Annotated in this window: 17 protein-coding genes; 7 read left to right on the top strand and 10 right to left on the bottom strand. The window is 36.1% G+C overall.

Annotation, left to right across the window (positions count from 1 at the left end):
- Positions 1-6 precede the first annotated feature (6 nt).
- The 4 genes from BW926_RS07920 (at position 7) to BW926_RS07905 (ending at position 3,094) form a co-directional block, all read left to right on the top strand.
- Positions 7-1,086: an acyltransferase family protein gene (locus BW926_RS07920; RefSeq protein WP_076445946.1), complete on the top strand. Its 1,080-nt coding sequence runs from the start codon at positions 7-9 to the stop codon at positions 1,084-1,086.
- A gap of 78 nt (positions 1,087-1,164) precedes the next feature.
- A complete protein-coding gene (locus BW926_RS07915) occupies positions 1,165-2,190 on the top strand; it encodes an LLM class flavin-dependent oxidoreductase (RefSeq protein WP_076445944.1) in 1,026 nt (341 codons plus the stop codon).
- Between the two features lie 62 nt (positions 2,191-2,252).
- Entirely contained in the window at positions 2,253-2,504 is a 252-nt protein-coding gene (locus tag BW926_RS07910) for a VF530 family protein (protein WP_076445982.1), read from the top strand.
- Positions 2,505-2,593: 89 nt separating this feature from the next.
- The gene (locus tag BW926_RS07905; RefSeq protein WP_076445941.1) at positions 2,594-3,094 is read left to right on the top strand and encodes an FKBP-type peptidyl-prolyl cis-trans isomerase; all 501 of its coding nucleotides are present in this window, start codon (positions 2,594-2,596) and stop codon (positions 3,092-3,094) included.
- A 187-nt stretch (positions 3,095-3,281) separates the two neighbouring features.
- Here the strand turns inward: BW926_RS07905 and BW926_RS07900 are convergent, their stop codons facing one another.
- Both BW926_RS07900 and BW926_RS07895 read right to left on the bottom strand, forming a co-directional pair.
- Positions 3,282-3,659, bottom strand: coding sequence for a YchJ family protein (locus BW926_RS07900; RefSeq protein WP_076445939.1), 378 nt, complete (start codon positions 3,657-3,659; stop codon positions 3,282-3,284).
- A 265-nt stretch (positions 3,660-3,924) separates the two neighbouring features.
- Positions 3,925-6,066 carry a M3 family metallopeptidase gene (locus BW926_RS07895; RefSeq protein ID WP_076445936.1) on the bottom strand — a complete coding sequence of 714 codons (2,142 nt, stop codon included), beginning with the start codon at positions 6,064-6,066 and terminating at the stop codon, positions 3,925-3,927.
- Positions 6,067-6,352: 286 nt separating this feature from the next.
- On the opposite strand from BW926_RS07895, the gene BW926_RS07890 reads away from it, so the two are divergent.
- Complete coding sequence (locus BW926_RS07890; RefSeq protein WP_076445981.1) at positions 6,353-7,171, top strand: head GIN domain-containing protein; 819 nt, start codon at positions 6,353-6,355, stop codon at positions 7,169-7,171.
- A gap of 3 nt (positions 7,172-7,174) precedes the next feature.
- Here BW926_RS07890 and BW926_RS07885 read toward each other — a convergent pair whose 3' ends face one another.
- The 5 genes from BW926_RS07885 to BW926_RS07865 form a co-directional block, all read right to left on the bottom strand.
- Positions 7,175-9,058, bottom strand: a complete 1,884-nt coding sequence (locus tag BW926_RS07885; protein WP_076445934.1) for a monovalent cation:proton antiporter-2 (CPA2) family protein — start codon at positions 9,056-9,058, stop codon at positions 7,175-7,177.
- Between the two features lie 3 nt (positions 9,059-9,061).
- Positions 9,062-9,583, bottom strand: coding sequence for an NAD(P)H-dependent oxidoreductase (locus BW926_RS07880; RefSeq protein ID WP_076445932.1), 522 nt, complete (start codon positions 9,581-9,583; stop codon positions 9,062-9,064).
- A 173-nt stretch (positions 9,584-9,756) separates the two neighbouring features.
- Positions 9,757-10,569 carry a TPM domain-containing protein gene (locus BW926_RS07875; RefSeq protein WP_076445930.1) on the bottom strand — a complete coding sequence of 271 codons (813 nt, stop codon included), beginning with the start codon at positions 10,567-10,569 and terminating at the stop codon, positions 9,757-9,759.
- On the bottom strand, positions 10,550-10,978 hold the full coding sequence (locus BW926_RS07870; RefSeq protein WP_179077989.1) for a TPM domain-containing protein: 429 nt from the start codon (positions 10,976-10,978) through the stop codon (positions 10,550-10,552). The genes BW926_RS07875 and BW926_RS07870 overlap by 20 nt, the downstream gene beginning before the upstream one ends.
- Complete coding sequence (locus tag BW926_RS07865) at positions 10,978-11,586, bottom strand: LemA family protein (protein WP_076445926.1); 609 nt, start codon at positions 11,584-11,586, stop codon at positions 10,978-10,980. The genes BW926_RS07870 and BW926_RS07865 overlap by 1 nt, the downstream gene beginning before the upstream one ends.
- 73 nt (positions 11,587-11,659) lie before the next feature.
- Here BW926_RS07865 and BW926_RS07860 point away from each other — a divergent pair, with 73 nt between their 5' ends.
- Both BW926_RS07860 and BW926_RS07855 read left to right on the top strand, forming a co-directional pair.
- Complete coding sequence (locus BW926_RS07860) at positions 11,660-12,154, top strand: dihydrofolate reductase (protein WP_076445924.1); 495 nt, start codon at positions 11,660-11,662, stop codon at positions 12,152-12,154.
- A gap of 74 nt (positions 12,155-12,228) precedes the next feature.
- Positions 12,229-12,798, top strand: coding sequence for a hypothetical protein (locus BW926_RS07855; RefSeq protein WP_076445921.1), 570 nt, complete (start codon positions 12,229-12,231; stop codon positions 12,796-12,798).
- Between the two features lie 229 nt (positions 12,799-13,027).
- Here the strand turns inward: BW926_RS07855 and BW926_RS07850 are convergent, their stop codons facing one another.
- From BW926_RS07850 to BW926_RS07840, 3 genes are all read right to left on the bottom strand, one after another.
- Positions 13,028-13,663 (bottom strand): trimeric intracellular cation channel family protein, encoded by a 636-nt coding sequence (locus BW926_RS07850; protein WP_076445919.1) that lies wholly within the window; start codon positions 13,661-13,663, stop codon positions 13,028-13,030.
- Between the two features lie 92 nt (positions 13,664-13,755).
- The gene (coaD, locus tag BW926_RS07845) at positions 13,756-14,223 is read right to left on the bottom strand and encodes a pantetheine-phosphate adenylyltransferase (protein ID WP_076445917.1); all 468 of its coding nucleotides are present in this window, start codon (positions 14,221-14,223) and stop codon (positions 13,756-13,758) included.
- A gap of 81 nt (positions 14,224-14,304) precedes the next feature.
- Positions 14,305-15,291, bottom strand: a complete 987-nt coding sequence (locus BW926_RS07840) for a D-alanine--D-alanine ligase (protein WP_076445914.1) — start codon at positions 15,289-15,291, stop codon at positions 14,305-14,307.
- Positions 15,292-15,367 lie beyond the last annotated feature (76 nt).

Raw genomic sequence — 15,367 nt, 5'->3', positions numbered from 1 at the left:
TATATAATGAATTTTACAAAAATAGACAGGGTACACTTTCACACGTTTGATTCGTTGAGGTTCCTGTCTTTTTTATTGGTTTTTTTGCGCCATTCCCCCGTTCCTGAAGATAGCATTCTATACTATTTCTCTCATGAAGGGGGGATTGGTGTTTCTTTTTTCTTTGTGTTAAGTGGTTTTTTGATTACTTATATACTCATCCTTGAAAAAATAAATAACCAAGGGAAAGTTCCGTTAAAAAAGTTTTTTAAGAGGAGGGTATTAAGAATTTGGCCTTTGTATTATGCAATGGTCATTTTTGCCATGTGTACGCCTTATATTCTTAGTTTTTTTAATATTTCTTATTCCAACGAAGGATATCTGCCGAATTGGTTTTTTACTTTAACATTTCTTGAAAATTATATGGCCATGTTTACAAAGCTGCTTCCGAATGTTGCGCCTTTAACGGTAATTTGGTCGCTTTGCGTGGAAGAACATTTTTATATTTTCTGGGGACTGGCTTTTTATTTCATTTCTTTAAAAAATATTTCGAAACTGCTTATCGGGTGTATTATTTTCTCTTTCATTATGCAGGCTGTGTATGAAAGATATAATCTGAATACTCTTGATATTTTCACGAATATCCATTATTTTGCATTTGGGGCGATCCCGGCTTATATATTTGTGTTTAAAAAAAATATTATTGAAAAACTGGGCGAAATTCCGGCTTTTTATAAAAATATATATGCTATTTCTATCATTGGTTTTATTTTAATTGTTGCTAATACGGATGTGATTCCAGATCTTAAAGTAAGTTCATTCCTTTTTAGCGTGTTATTTTCAGGATTGATTTTATTTACCCTTGGAAAGAAAAATGTTTTTAAAATTCCTGATGCCAGTATTTTAGCCAGATTAGGGAAATATACTTATGGTTTGTATCTTTTTCATACCATTTTCATAAGTTTATTCGTTAAAATCGGAAATAAAACGAATATGAATTGGATAATGATCACCACATTATCATTCATTGGAACTGTCTTGTTATCAATACTTTCTTATCATCTTTTCGAAAAACAATTTTTGAAGCTGAAAAATAAACAGCCTTAACCTCAACTTAGCTTCTTAACAAACATCAATGTTTTTGGTTTGGTATTCAACTATTTTTGTTCAGCTAAAATCAACAATATGGAATTAGGTATAGGCATGTTTGGCGATTTAGGTATCGACAAAACAACCGGAAAATATAGAGATGCAGGTGTAAAGATCCGTGAGATCCTTGAGCAGGTAAAATTCATGGACGAAATCGGAATCGATGTCTTTGCAATGGGAGAACATCACCGTCCGGATTATGCAGTTTCATCACCGGAAATGGTGTTGGCTGCGGCGGCAAGTATTACGAAAAATATAAAGCTGGCAAGCGGTGTTACGGTATTAAGTTCATCAGAACCAGTAAAAGTGTATGAAGATTTTGCAACATTGGATTTAATTTCTGATGGCCGTGCAGAGATTTACGTAGGAAGAGGAAGTTTTATAGAATCTTTTCCTTTGTATGGCTATTCTCTGAATGATTATGAAGAGCTTTTTGATGAAAAATTAGAACTATTATTAAAAATAAATTCGAAAGAAAATGTAACCTGGTCAGGAAAACTCCGTGCCCCGATGAACAATCAAACGGTTTATCCAAGGGCTAAAAACGATGGGAAAATTTCGATTTGGAGGGCTGTTGGAGGAACTCCACAATCTGTTTTAAGCGCTGCACAATTGGGGATGCCTTTGGTGGTGGCAATTATTGGAGGAATGCCGATTCAGTTTAAAAATCTAATTGAGTTTTACAAGCAAGAATATAAAAAAGCAGGCCACGACGAGTCAAAAATGCAGATTGCCGTACATTCTCATACTTTCGTGAGCGACAATTCCGCGGTTATTGATGGTTATTTTGAGAATTACAAATCTCAAATGGATAGAATAGGAGCTACAAGAGGCTGGGCTCCTTATACAAAAATGCAGTATGAAGGCGGAAGAAGTAAAGACGGTGCTTTATTAATAGGAAATTCTAAACAAGTTGCAGATAAAATTGCTTATTTAAAGGAAATTTTCGGAATAACAAGATTTATCGGGCATATGGACGTGGGGGATCCTTCTCACGATCTAATGATGAAATCGATAGAACTATTCGGGAAAGAAGTAAAGCCGGCCATTAAAGATTTATAAAAATAAAGTCTCTGTTGAGAGGTATCAACGGAGACTTTTTTCTTAATTTTACAAAAAAACGGATGCCACAACCTTCTAAAGACCCACTACACGGAAAAAGGCTCGACACCATCCTCGAAGAGCTGGTAGAATATTACAACGGATTCGAGAAACTGGGAGAGCAGATTAACATAAAATGCTTTACAGACAATCCGAGCATCAGCTCATCATTAAAATTTTTAAGAAAGACAGACTGGGCTAGGGCTAAAGTAGAAAGCTTATACTTATATGTTTTAAGGCAAAAGAAAAGAGACGAAGCAAAAGGAGAAAACTGATGTTGTTGTGATTTCCCCTTTCAATCATTTCAAAAACAGTATATTTGTCATGTTAATCGTGAAAAACTATCACGGCAAAAAAGAAAAATATGACAATCGAAAACAATCACGTGGTAGCTGTAAAGTATATTCTTCACACTATCGAAGAAGATGGGAGTAAGGTTCTTGTAGAAGAAACAACAGCAGAAAACCCACTTACATTTTTATATGGTGTAGGAATGATGATCCCGAAATTTGAACAAAATATTCTTGGCTTAAAATCTGGTGATAAAGCCGATTTTGTTATCCAGCCTGAGGAAGCTTATGGAGAAAAACAGCCGGATGCTATCGTGCAGCTGCCGATGGATATGTTCAAAGAATCAGGGACTCCGCCTGTAGGCGCTATTTTGCCTTTATCTGACAATCAGGGAAATCATTTCCAGGCATTTGTAGTAGAAGTTACCCCTGAAGCTGTAGTAGCAGATCTTAATCACCCGATGGCAGGAAAAGTATTGGATTTCCAGGTGGAAATTTTAAACACACGTCCGGCAACGGAAGAAGAGCTGTCTCACGGCCACGCTCATGGAATTGATGGAAACGAAGCTCACTAAAGAGTTTGAATAATATAAATGTCTGGCTTTTGTCGGACATTTTTTTAATTGCTCAAAGATATAAAGTTTAGATTTTTATTAAAGCAAGAAATCAAAAGTTTTAATTTTATCGAAAATAAAATCCTTGGCCTTAAAAAAATATATAAATCAATAGCTTTTTGCGCCTTTGCGAGTTCCAACAAAAGAACTATTCTAGAAATTCCCCACTCACATAAAACCAACGGTTTTGAATCATTTTAAATGTTGATAATTCATGGTGAATCTGTTGGTGACCCTCATCATCAATATAAAAAGCTTTGAACTCAACTTTATTTAAAAAAGGTTTGTCAATAATTTCAAGTTTTGTCCATTCATTGGTTTCTCCCCATTCCTGTAAAGCATTTTTACTGTGATATTTCCTTTTGCTCGGAAGGGTGGTTTCCAATAAATATTCACTATTCGGAATGGCAAATGCAGAAAACCTCGACCGCATCAAGGCTTCGGCAGTCAGAGCATATTTTTCTCCGGTGTGATAGGGTTTGCAGCATTCTTGATAGATCTTTCCGGAGCAGCAGGGACAATTCATTTTTTAATTTTATTTTTAAACAGGATTAAAACACAAATTTATACGAATATTTTCTACATAACACAATTCTTTTTATCAATAGGAACGGGCTTTAGCCCGTTTAAGAATATAAATTCATTCAAATTGGCTTTAGCCGAAACCTATTATCAGCATTAAATCCACGTCATTTGCAAAATCTGCGGGAGAAAATAGCACTATTCGTGAAAATATTACTGCTATTTGTGGTTAAACAAAAAAGCATCCAAAAATTGAATGCTCTTAAAAATTATTTAATAAATCCTCTGTTTCTCAATAAAGGTTTAATATCCGGATCATGTCCCGTAAAATCTCTGAATGCCTGATTAAGGTCAACAGAATTTCCTACAGATAAGATATATTTTCTGAAACGGTCACCGTTTTCTCTGGTTAATCCGCCATTGTTTCTGATCCATTCCCAGGCATCGTTATCCAATGTTTCGGACCACAAATAGGCGTAATATCCGGCAGAGTAGCCGCCACCCCAAATATGAGCAAAATAAGGAGTATGATACCTCGGAGGAACCGTTGCCAAAGTAAATCCGTGTTTCATTAATGATTGTTTTTCGAAATCTAAAACCGGAATCAGCTGACTTTCATTCGTAACCGTATGCCAATCCATATCCAGCTCGGCAGCAGAAACCAATTCTGTTGTCATATATCCTTGATTAAAGGTTGCGGCCTTCTTAATTTTATCAACCAAAGTCTGCGGAATGGGCTGTTTTGTTTCGTAATGTAAAGCGTAATTTTTCAAAACAACGGGATCCAAAGCCCAGTGCTCATTGATCTGAGAAGGGAATTCCACAAAATCTCTTGGTACATTGGTTCCTGAAAGGGAAGGATATTTCTGGCTTGCAAACATCCCGTGGATCGAATGCCCGAACTCATGGAAAATGGTTGTAACATCGTCATAGCTGATTAATGATGGTTTCCCCGGAGCAGGTTTCTGATAATTGTAGCAGTTGACAATCACAGGTTTTGTTCCCAAAAGATAAGACTGTTCAACAAAATTGCTCATCCAAGCACCACCGTTTTTAGAATCTCGAGTGTAGAAATCGAGGTAATAGATGGCAATAGATTTTCCGTCATGATCGAAAACCTCGTATGTCACCACATCCGGGTGGTAAACAGGAAGGTCCGTCCTTTTTTTGAATGTCAGTCCATAGAATTTTTCAGCAGCAAAGAAAACTCCTTTTTCCAAAACGGTTATAATTTCAAAATAAGGTTTTATTTCACTTTCATCAAGATCAAATTTTGCTTTTCTTACCTGCTCGGCATAAAAATTCCAGTCCCAGGGCTCTACTTTGAAGCCTCCGTTTTGCTGATTGATCAGATCCTGAATATCTTTCGCCTCACGTTTTGCTGTTTCTACGGCTGGCGTTGCAATTTGATTCATTAATTTTGTTGCTGCTTCTGGATTTTTCGCCATCTGATCCTGCAGTTTCCACTCCGCAAAGCTTTTCTTTCCTAAAATCTGAGCTTTTTTAAGTCTTAATTTGGATAATTTTTCAATGGTTTCTCTGGTGTCATTTCCATCACTTTTTTCGGCTCTCATCCAGGATGCTTTGAACAGCTTTTCTCTGGTTGCCCTGTTTTTAAGGTTTTGTAAAAGAGGCTGTTGGGTTGTATTTTGTAAGGCTAAAAGATATTGACCGGGCTTTCCCGCGTTTTTCGCATCACTGGCGGCCGCTGCAATTTCATCAGCCGAAAGCCCGTCCAGTTCTTTAGCATCAGTAAAGAAAACTCCGCCCTGCTTTCTTGCTTCCAGTAATTTGTTGGAATATTGAGTGGAAAGTGAAGCCAGCTCCTGGTTGATCTGCTTTAGTTTTTCTTTGTCGGCAGAAGAAAGATTGGCTCCGGCAATTTCAAAATTTTGTTTGTAGTATTGTAAAAGCCTCTTACCTTCAGAATCTAAGCCGTTTTCGGAAATAGATTTTATTCTTTTATAAAGATTTTCATTGAGATACATTTTATCAGAATGAGCCGCAAAAATAGGGGCATATTCTTCATCTAAAGCCTGTAAAGTAGGGTTTGTATTCGCGCTTGTAAGATTTGAAAATACGATTTGGGCTCTTTTCAGCACTTCACCGCTTTTTTCCAATGCTACAATTGTATTTTCAAAAGTAGGAGCTTCAGGATTATTGGCTATTTTTAAAATCTCGGCATCATGTTGTTTTAATCCAAAATCAAAAGCCGGTTTAAAATGTTCATCTTTAATTTTATCAAACTCCGGAGCCTCATACTGAAGCTTGCTTTTTTTCATAAAAGGGTTTGATGAAAGGGAAGGATCCGGTGTGGAAATTTCCTTTTGGATATCAATGTTTTTCATTGTAGTACAAGATTGATTAAATGCTAATGCAGAAATTAATAATACCGATGAAATCTTCTTCATAAATAATTTATTAAAAGCATAAAGATATTAAAAACTTAATTGATATAAGACTAAATTTCATCATCAGAAAAAGAAATTCTTAGTTAAATATTTATACAATCAAAGAGGAAAATATAGTGTAAGTTATTGAATTTTAATTCTTTTTGGTTTAAGTTTATAGGAAAATTATATTTAAAAATGATTAAATATGACTGAAATGATATTATAGTTAAGAACAGGTGTAATATTTTTTATAAATTAGTTGTTATTAAAGAAAGACATTAAAGTAAATTCAAAAACGGTAAACATGAAATCACAAACTATTTTTATTTTTTCAGCATTTATTCTCCTTGCTTCTTGTGAAAAAAACGAAAGAAGAAACCACGATAACGGAAAAAGCAATTGGGTAGAAAAAGTTGTCACAAAAGACAATGGGCCAATGAGACAGAAAGAATCTACAGGCGATTTTGACGAAATTGAAGTTTCCCAGGCCATTGATGCTGAAATTGTAAAATCGGATGTGGAAAAAGTGGTAATATCTGCGCCGGAAAATATTATTGATGAGGTTTTGGTGAATATCAGCGGCGGAAAGCTTCATATTCATTATAAGCCAGGAATCAGGGTGATGAATACCCATAATGTTTCAGCAAAGATTTATGCTAAAGATTTCACAAAACTGAATGCCAATTCCGCAGGAAAGATTGCTGTTAAAGATAAATTTGTACAGGATAAGACCAGCATCGAGATTTCAAGTGCAGGATCGGTTTCTGGAGATATGGAAGCCAATGATTTTGATATTTCGGCAGACAGCAGTAGTAATTTCAGTGGAAAAATCTGGGCTGTTGATCTTGATGTGGATGCCTCTTCTGCCGCAAGTATAGATATTTCAGGAAAAGCGAAAAATGCTGAAGTAACATCTTCTTCGGGGAGCAGTATTGCTGCGAAAAATGTAGTGGCAGATAATGTAGATGCAGAAGCTTCGAGCGGAGCAAGTGTGGAGATCAGTGCTTCTTCATCCATCAAGGCAGAAGCTTCATCCGGGGGAAGTATAGGCATTTATAAAAAAGGAAATGTAACCAACATCTTGAAGGAAGAAAATAGTGGCGGAAGCGTTAATATTCAGTAAGGTTTAATTTTCGGTTTCATCATCTTCATCTTCAGATGAGGAGACTTCCCATTCCTGATTATCAAAATTAAGATTATCATAAGCTAATAACTCCTCCTCTCGCTGGAGGATTTCTTTTGTGGTAAAGAGAATGAGCTCGTTATCCTCTTCTTTTATCTTGGCAAGTTTTTTTACTGAAGCTTTATCAATTGCCATAAACCGCTGTGCAAGACGTCTTGCTGCATATTTCCGCATTCCTGTTTCGTGAAGAAGGTCTACGGCCATATCTACGGCAGTTCCCAGGGTTTCACGGTAAATATTATTAATTCCGTTGTTCAGGTAATTATAAGCGTCAATTCTGTTTTTTGCTCTTACAAAAATTTTCACAGACGGATAATATTCACGAATAAGATCAGCGATGAATTTATTATCGTCTGGATCATCCAAACACAAAACCAAAATTTCCGCATCCTCTATTCCTGCCGCTCTTAGAGTAAGGATTTTTGTTGCATCTCCGTAATATACCTTAAAGCCATAGCTTCTTAATAGCTTTACCCGATCCGGATCCCTGTCCAGAACTGTAGCCGAAACTTTATTCGCTTTTAGAAGACGGCCGACTGTACTCCCGAAATGCCCAAAACCCACAATGATGATTTTCTTTTGAGCGATATTACTATCCATAATACTGTAGTCATGCTCGCCTTCGGGAATTTCTTTAATGAATTTTGGAGTAATCAGTTTATCATTAATAATTAAAAGAAAAGGCGTAATACACATTGTAATTGCAGTTACAGCCATCATTTGGGAATTCAGTTCCGGGCTTAGTAGGTAAAGGCTTGAGGCATAATTAATCAGCACAAAAGAAAATTCCCCAACCTGTGACAGAGCAAAAGCATAAAAAAAACTTTGAGGAGTATCAATTTTAAAAAACTTTCCGATAAAATAAAGAACAATAAATTTTATAATTAAAACTGCAAAAACGGTACTAAAAATAAAAACCGGATCTTTCTGAATCACATTAAAATTCATGGTAGAGCCCACACTCACAAAAAATACTGCGAGAAGCAATCCTTTGAACGGATCAATCTGCGCTTCCAGCTCGTGGCGAAACTCACTGTTGGCCAACATCACTCCAGCAAGAAAAGCACCCAATGCGGGGGAAAGCCCAATAGCACCCATTAATTCTGAAACTCCGATAACTAAAAATAGAGAAGAAGCCGTTAAAAGTTCTGTCATTCCCGATTTTGAAACATATCTTAAAAATGGAACGAAAACATATCTTCCTAATAAAATTAAAATAACAACCCCTAGAATTACCATTATAAACTGCATCCATTCCGGAAGTGTCTGTATCAAAACCTGGATATCATTATCATTATGCTGGGCTTTATAATTGGCAATAAGTGGAAGAACCGCCAATATAGGAATCACCGCAATATCCTGAAACAGAAGTGTAGAAAAAGAAGCTTCCCCGGCTAAGGTTTTTAAATTATTTTTTTCCTGTAAAGTCTGCAAAACAATAGCTGTGGAAGACAGTGCAAAACACATGGCAACCGCAATGGCTTTATCAACCCGCCATCCGGCCCAGACAAAAACTAGAAAAAGCAGTGAAATGGTCAGCAACATTTGTGTAAGCCCGAGCCCGATAATTTTCTTACGCATTTCCCAGAATTTCCTTGGTTCTAATTCAAGACCAACTAAAAACAAAAGCATAATCACCCCGAATTCGCTGGCGTGCATAATATCATTCACATTCTTGCCTGTAAGCTTCAAAACATAGGGACCAATGATGATTCCTCCTGCAATATATCCGATGACGGAACTCAGTCCCAACTTCCTCGCCAGCGGAACCATAATAATGGCAACGCCTAAGAAAATAAGGGTATTCATAGCCAAACTGGTTTCCATGCTTTATTGATTAAGAAGTTCTGAAAATTCCTGTTTATGTAAAATGATGTCTTTTTTGGATAATTTATTGGCTTCGTAAACGATTTTGATGTTTTTAATATTGGCTTTGAAAACATTTAAAGAAACAATAAGCCCACTTATCAGTTCTTCCACAGTATACTTGTATGCTCCTTCTTTTGTGAAATATTTTTCTTTTCCGCTTGTAGTGACCAAAATATATATTTCTTTGTCTTCCAGGGGGTTATATTCTCCGTTCTTTAGCCAGTCGCGGTCAAAAACTTCATCAATCCAGAGTCTCAACAAAGGAGGCATTCCAAACCAGATCAATGGAAACTGGAAAATAAAACGGTCGTAATTTTTTATTCTTTTTCTCTCCCGGAATGCGGCAATATGAAAATCCGGATACTCTTCGTAGATATCCCTTAAGGTAAAATGCTGATGACGGACATAGAAATTGATGAGCTCTACATTTGAGTTGGAATGCTCTAAATAAGGGTGCGCAAAAACTACCAACGTCTTCTTCATAAACCTGTTTTCAGTAAATTTAATGAATTTTGAGGAATAGACTATGCGCTTTTTATAAAAGTATTAATTTTTATTGTTAAGTTGATTTTAGCTTATTATATTAAGCGGAAGCCTGAAAGGCTTCAATAATAATAGCCATATGTGAAACTTATGTATAATTATATGAATTTAATTTACCAACCTCCCGAAGCACCACCACCTCCAAAACTTCCGCCTCCGCCGAAGCCACCAAATCCTCCGCCTCCACCGGAACTGCCTCCACCAAATCCACCTCCTCCGAAACTGCCCGGGAAAGGGAAAAATCCACCAGGGTAATTTTTGCGGCCTCTTCTGGACAAGATCACATCGTCGTCGTCATAGTTTCCTCCACCTTTTCCTCCGCCTCTGTTCCCGAAAAGAATAGCAATAATTATGAAAACCACAAAAACAATGATGATTACTTTAAAGAGACTTACATCTCCATCGCTGCTCGGATCATTCAATGGTTTGAATTTTCCCTGAACGGCTTCCATGATTGCCGAAGTTCCGCGGTTAATGCCCTCGTACCATTCACCTTGCTTGAAATGTGGGGTGACGATATAATCTAAAATCTGTCCTGCAACGGATGCCGTGAGGTATTGTTCAACTGCCCTTCCCTGCTGTATAGACATGCTGTGGTCTTCGGTTGCAATTAAAAATACGATGCCATTATCCACTCCTTTTTTTCCTATTCCCCATTTTTGGCCAAACATGGTTGCTAAAAAGTTCACATCTTCCCCTTTTGTGGAAGGAATAATGATAACTTCAATTTCCGTAGAGATAGAATCTGAAAAAGCAATCAGTTTTTTATTGAGGTTGTCTTTTTCCTGCTGGCTTAGCAAATTGGCTTCGTCGAAAACAGGATAAAGGATAGCTGGCTTTTCAGGAAAGGTGTATTGCGCTGATACAAATGTGTAAAAGCAAAGCAATAAAAATGAAAATACTATTTTAAGAGAACGTAATTTCATTAGGAAGTTCGTTGTGGTTTTCGCCTGTTATGGGAAAATGTTTTTTTAATTCTAATCCTGTTTCCAGAATTCCGCTTTTTAAGGCTTTGTAATAATTTCCTTTTGCAAATTCAGAAGTGATATAGTCATGCAGATGATCCCAGTATGACTGATGCACCTTTTCATGAATTCCGATATCACCAATAATGGTAAGGTATCTTTGCTCGAAATTGACATGAAACAAAACCCCGTTTCTATCGGAGGTTTTTTTCATGCTTAATTTTTTGAAAACTTCAAAAGCCGTTTCCGCACTATTGGTTTCTGTATTCGAGTCGATATGCACTCTGATCTCACCGGTAGAATGTTTTTCTGCTGACTGAATAGCTTCCACAAGGGAAGCTATCTGCTGATCTGTAAGGAAATTGCTCATTATTCTGAGAATACTTCAGGTGCTTTTTGCGCGCCTGCATCTGCTTTGAAATAAGGTTTCTCTTTAAAGTTTGTAAAATTCGCCAGAATATTATTCGGGAAAGTTTTGATTGATGTATTGTAATCCTGTGCTGCCTCATTGTAGTAAACAGTTTCCGTTCTGATGCTGTTTTCTATGGCAGTGTATTCTCTTTGAAAATTTATGTACTGCTGATCTGCCTTTAGATTGGGGTATTGTTCCACTACTGCCATCAATCTGCTTAAAGCACCAGTAAGTTCACCCTGTGCCGCCTGGAATTTTGCGATATCCTGTTCGGTCATGTTCGTTGGATCTATATTAATTGAAGTTGCCTTGGAACGTGCTTCGATTACTTTTGTTAAGGTTTCTTGCTCAAATTTAGAATAAGATTTTACGGTTCTTTCCAAATTTGGAATCAAATTCGCTCTTTTTTGGTAAACAGTTTCTACGTTTGACCATTTTGTATTTACATTTTGTTCTTTAGTTACAAAACTATTGTAGCCGCTTTTTCCCCAAAAGAATAATAATGCAACAATGATGAGAAGCGCAATACCAATGGTTCCAGCGCTCAAACAGCCTTTGTTTTTCATAGTTTATTTTTTTTAAATTTTTGTGTTAATCAAATATACAAATTATGTTCTAATTTTGTAAAAAAATATTTTAATGACAACAATAGTCGTGGCTATGGGTGAGAAGTATGAAATTGGTTTTGAAAATCAACTACTTTGGCATCTTCCAAAAGACCTCAAGCATTTTAAATCTATTACTTCCGGACATCCTGTAATTATGGGAAGGAAAACCTATGAAAGTATAGGAAAGCCGCTCCCAAACCGCACCAATATTGTAGTATCAAGAAAAAAAAACTGGTTTGAAGAAGGAATTTTGATTGTGGGAAGTATTAAAGAGGCAATAAAATTTGCCAAAAAAATCGACGAAGAGGTTTTCATTATCGGCGGAGGAAATATTTATGAGCAGACCATAGATTTTGTTGATAAACTGGAAGTTACTCTAGTAAAAGCAGACCTTGAAGCTGATACTTTCTTCCCCAAAATTGATGCTAGGATCTGGAAAAAAATTGATGAAGTCTGCCATGAAAAAGACGAAAAAAATCAATACGATTTTTGCTTTCAGACGTTTGAAAAGATTAAAAGTGAATAGTTGTAAGAATCTAACTTCTAACCTCTAGCTTCTAACCTCTAAATTCTTTATCTTTGCACTTCTAAAATTGAATAATGAATAAGTACATAAAAATTGCAGTTGCAGCGGTTCTTATACTTTTAGGACTTTATATGATGATTTTCACGAGAAATCTGGGTTGGGGAATTGTAATTTTCCTTTTAGCAGCAGCACCGATCTTGCTTTTCTTTAAAAACGAATATATTCTTTTGGCTTTCTGGCAATTAAGAAAGCAGAATATGGGAAAAGCTGCAAAATGGCTTAAAAATATTACCAATTATCAGACTCAGCTTCATAAATCTCAGTATGGATATTTTCATTATTTATTGGGATTGACACAGGCTCAGGACCATCCCACAAAAATAGAGCCCTTAATGAGAAAAGCGTTAGACTATGGTTTAAATATGAAGCATGACAGGGCAATGGCAACATTGAATTTGGCAGCAGCAGCAATTTCTAAAGGCAGAAAACAAGAAGGACAAAAATTGTTAGATGAAGCAAGGAGATTAGACACTGCAGGCATGATGACTGATCAGATCAAAATGATGAAAGATCAATTGAAAATGCCAACAATGCAAAAGCATATGCATAATCCCAATATGAGAAACAGAGGGAAATTCTTTTAATGAGATACGAGTTTCGAGTTTTTCGAAATTGAGTTTATAAAATACAAGCGCCTGAATTTTCAGGGGCTTTTTTGTTTTTCATATTAAGTGGTTTTTAGTGTATTAGATTCTTCGACTGCTTCGCGCTCAGAATAACACTGGCCAATTATTCTGTATAATATTACCGTCTAGTATTAGCGATGCCATCCTGAGTGCGGAGCAGTCGAAGGATTTTTATTTTAAATCAACATCACATTTCAGAATTATTATGCTCATATCCATAAAATTTCGGGATCTGCCAATGATATTTCATGGCTAAAGTTCTGATTGCCACAATTAATAAAATCGTAAAAACCTGAACAACTGTATAAGAAAGCATTGTGAATTTTGTCAATAATAAAAACGTTGCACCCCCTATAATACAAGCTGTAGCATAAATTTCTTTTCTGAAAATCAATGGAATTCGGTTGAGCAAAATATCCCGGATAATACCTCCAAAACAGCCGGTAATAGTTCCTAGTCCAATACAGATCAATGGATGGATTCCTGCGTGAAGGCCTTTCTGTACACCTATTATCGTAAATAATCCCAACCCGAAACTATCAAAAATAAATAATGTTACCCTGAAATTTTTTTCAAAGGATTTAAAAACCATCGTAAAAATACTCGTCAGAATAATCAACGCACAGGTGAGAAGATCATGCATCCAGAAAACAGGAATATCAAGTAGTAAATCTCTCACAGTTCCACCACCTACAGAAGTCACAAAAGCAATGATCAAAACCCCAAACGGATCCAGTCGCTTCTGCATCGCAGCAAAACTTCCCGACATCGAAAAGGATATCGTTCCAAGGATTTCTATGGCAAAATTGAACTGTTCGTGCATGTTTTATTGATGATAAATGATAATTGATGAATGATTTTTCCTCCAAAGCAAATTGCTAACCATTGTATCAATTATCATTCATTGCTTATCAATTATTCCTTCTCTATTCTTACCGAATCTGGAACAAGTAGTTCATATTCTCCGCCGTGGTTAATAATTTCCCTCACAATGCTGCTGCTGATGAAAGATTTTCCAGATGAGGTTAATAAAAATACGGTTTCCAGCTTTTTATGAGCCAAAGTCCGGTTGGTATGGGCAATGGCTTTTTCAAATTCAAAATCTGCAGGGTTTCTAAGACCTCTGATGATGTATTGCGCATTCTTTTCAAAGCAGTAATCAACAGTTAAACCTTCAAAATAGTCAACCTCTACATTCGGAAATTCGGCAACAGAATTTTGAATAAACTCCATTCTTTTCTCCAATGGAAACATATATTTTTTCTGAGAATTCTGCCCAATGGCTATAATTAATTTGTCAAAAAGCGGAGCAGCCCTTTCAATAATATCGTAATGTCCTAGGGTAATAGGATCAAATGATCCCGGGAAAACAGCAATTTTCATGCGTAAACAGTTTTGAGTTTTGGGTTTCGAGTTTCGGATTTTAAAACAGCTAACTTCCAACCTCTAATATCTAACTTCTATTTATTTTTTATTCAATGCTTTTTCAACCTCGTTTCCGCAAAGGTTTGTAATGGAAATTCCATAGATTTTTGCCTGTTGAGGTAAAATGCTTGCAGGAGAGAATCCAGGATTGGTATTCATCTCCAGCATATAAGGAATGCCATTCATTAAAATATATTCGCTTCTTGAAAAGCCGCTCATTCCAAGAGAATTGTAAGCTCTTTTTGCAATTTCTTCCACACGGATTCTTGTAGCTTCATCTATTCTTGCAGGGGTAATTTCCTCTGAAGCACCCTCATATTTGGCTTCGTAATCGAAAAATTCGTTTTTAGGGATAATTTCCGTGATTCCCAGAACGATAGTTTCTCCTTTATAGTCTATAACGCCAACAGAAACTTCCATTCCGTTAAGGAAACTTTCAATTAAAATCTCATCATCTTCTTTAAAAGCAACATCAGTGGCTGCAATTAATTCCGATTTTTCTTTAACCTTTGAAATTCCCAGAGATGATCCGGATTGATTAGGCTTAACAAAAATAGGCAAACCAAGCGTTTCTATAATTTCATCAACATTGATCTTTTCCCCTTTTCTTAAATAAACACTTTTTGCAGAAGGGATTCCGTATTTTGAAAGTACGGCTAATGTGTCTTTTTTATTGAAGGTTAAGGCACTTTGATAAAAGTCACAACCTGTGTATTTTTGTCCTATTGCATCCCAATAAGCCTGTAGGATTCCGTTTTCACCCGGTGTTCCGTGGATGATGTTGAAGCAAACGTCAAACTTCAAAGTTTCGCCATTTTCCAGGTTTACAGAAAAATCACCTTTATTGATTGAGTATTTTTTATCATTCTCACTTAAAAAAGACCATTCATTTTTAAGGATGACTACTTTATATACATCATAAAGGTTTCTGTCTAAGGAATCATAAATTAATTGCCCGCTTTTTAATGATACAACATATTCGTCCGAATAGCCTCCCATTACTACGGCAACACTTTTTTTGCTCATAACTGTATAGTATCAATTAGGACAAATTTAATCATTTTATATAATGCATAGCGCAAATTCGGAAATTTTAAAATCA

Origin of the sequence: Chryseobacterium sp. RU37D (genome assembly GCF_900156075.1) — a bacterium.
Taxonomy (GTDB): Bacteria; Bacteroidota; Bacteroidia; order Flavobacteriales; family Weeksellaceae; genus Chryseobacterium.
This window is presented reverse-complemented; position numbering and strand designations above follow the sequence as displayed.

Excerpts from the sequence above, each read along its gene's own strand:
- BW926_RS07920 (WP_076445946.1), top strand. The coding sequence starts at position 7 with ATGAATTTTACAAAAATAGACAGGGTACACTTTCACACGTTTGATTCG.
- BW926_RS07915 (WP_076445944.1), top strand. The coding sequence starts at position 1,165 with ATGGAATTAGGTATAGGCATGTTTGGCGATTTAGGTATCGACAAAACA.
- BW926_RS07910 (WP_076445982.1), top strand. The coding sequence starts at position 2,253 with ATGCCACAACCTTCTAAAGACCCACTACACGGAAAAAGGCTCGACACC.
- BW926_RS07905 (WP_076445941.1), top strand. The coding sequence starts at position 2,594 with ATGACAATCGAAAACAATCACGTGGTAGCTGTAAAGTATATTCTTCAC.
- BW926_RS07900 (WP_076445939.1), bottom strand. The coding sequence starts at position 3,659 with ATGAATTGTCCCTGCTGCTCCGGAAAGATCTATCAAGAATGCTGCAAA.
- BW926_RS07895 (WP_076445936.1), bottom strand. The coding sequence starts at position 6,066 with ATGAAGAAGATTTCATCGGTATTATTAATTTCTGCATTAGCATTTAAT.
- BW926_RS07890 (WP_076445981.1), top strand. The coding sequence starts at position 6,353 with ATGAAATCACAAACTATTTTTATTTTTTCAGCATTTATTCTCCTTGCT.
- BW926_RS07885 (WP_076445934.1), bottom strand. The coding sequence starts at position 9,058 with ATGGAAACCAGTTTGGCTATGAATACCCTTATTTTCTTAGGCGTTGCC.
- BW926_RS07880 (WP_076445932.1), bottom strand. The coding sequence starts at position 9,583 with ATGAAGAAGACGTTGGTAGTTTTTGCGCACCCTTATTTAGAGCATTCC.
- BW926_RS07875 (WP_076445930.1), bottom strand. The coding sequence starts at position 10,569 with ATGAAATTACGTTCTCTTAAAATAGTATTTTCATTTTTATTGCTTTGC.
- BW926_RS07870 (WP_179077989.1), bottom strand. The coding sequence starts at position 10,978 with ATGAGCAATTTCCTTACAGATCAGCAGATAGCTTCCCTTGTGGAAGCT.
- BW926_RS07865 (WP_076445926.1), bottom strand. The coding sequence starts at position 11,586 with ATGAAAAACAAAGGCTGTTTGAGCGCTGGAACCATTGGTATTGCGCTT.
- BW926_RS07860 (WP_076445924.1), top strand. The coding sequence starts at position 11,660 with ATGACAACAATAGTCGTGGCTATGGGTGAGAAGTATGAAATTGGTTTT.
- BW926_RS07855 (WP_076445921.1), top strand. The coding sequence starts at position 12,229 with ATGAATAAGTACATAAAAATTGCAGTTGCAGCGGTTCTTATACTTTTA.
- BW926_RS07850 (WP_076445919.1), bottom strand. The coding sequence starts at position 13,663 with ATGCACGAACAGTTCAATTTTGCCATAGAAATCCTTGGAACGATATCC.
- coaD (WP_076445917.1), bottom strand. The coding sequence starts at position 14,223 with ATGAAAATTGCTGTTTTCCCGGGATCATTTGATCCTATTACCCTAGGA.
- BW926_RS07840 (WP_076445914.1), bottom strand. The coding sequence starts at position 15,291 with ATGAGCAAAAAAAGTGTTGCCGTAGTAATGGGAGGCTATTCGGACGAA.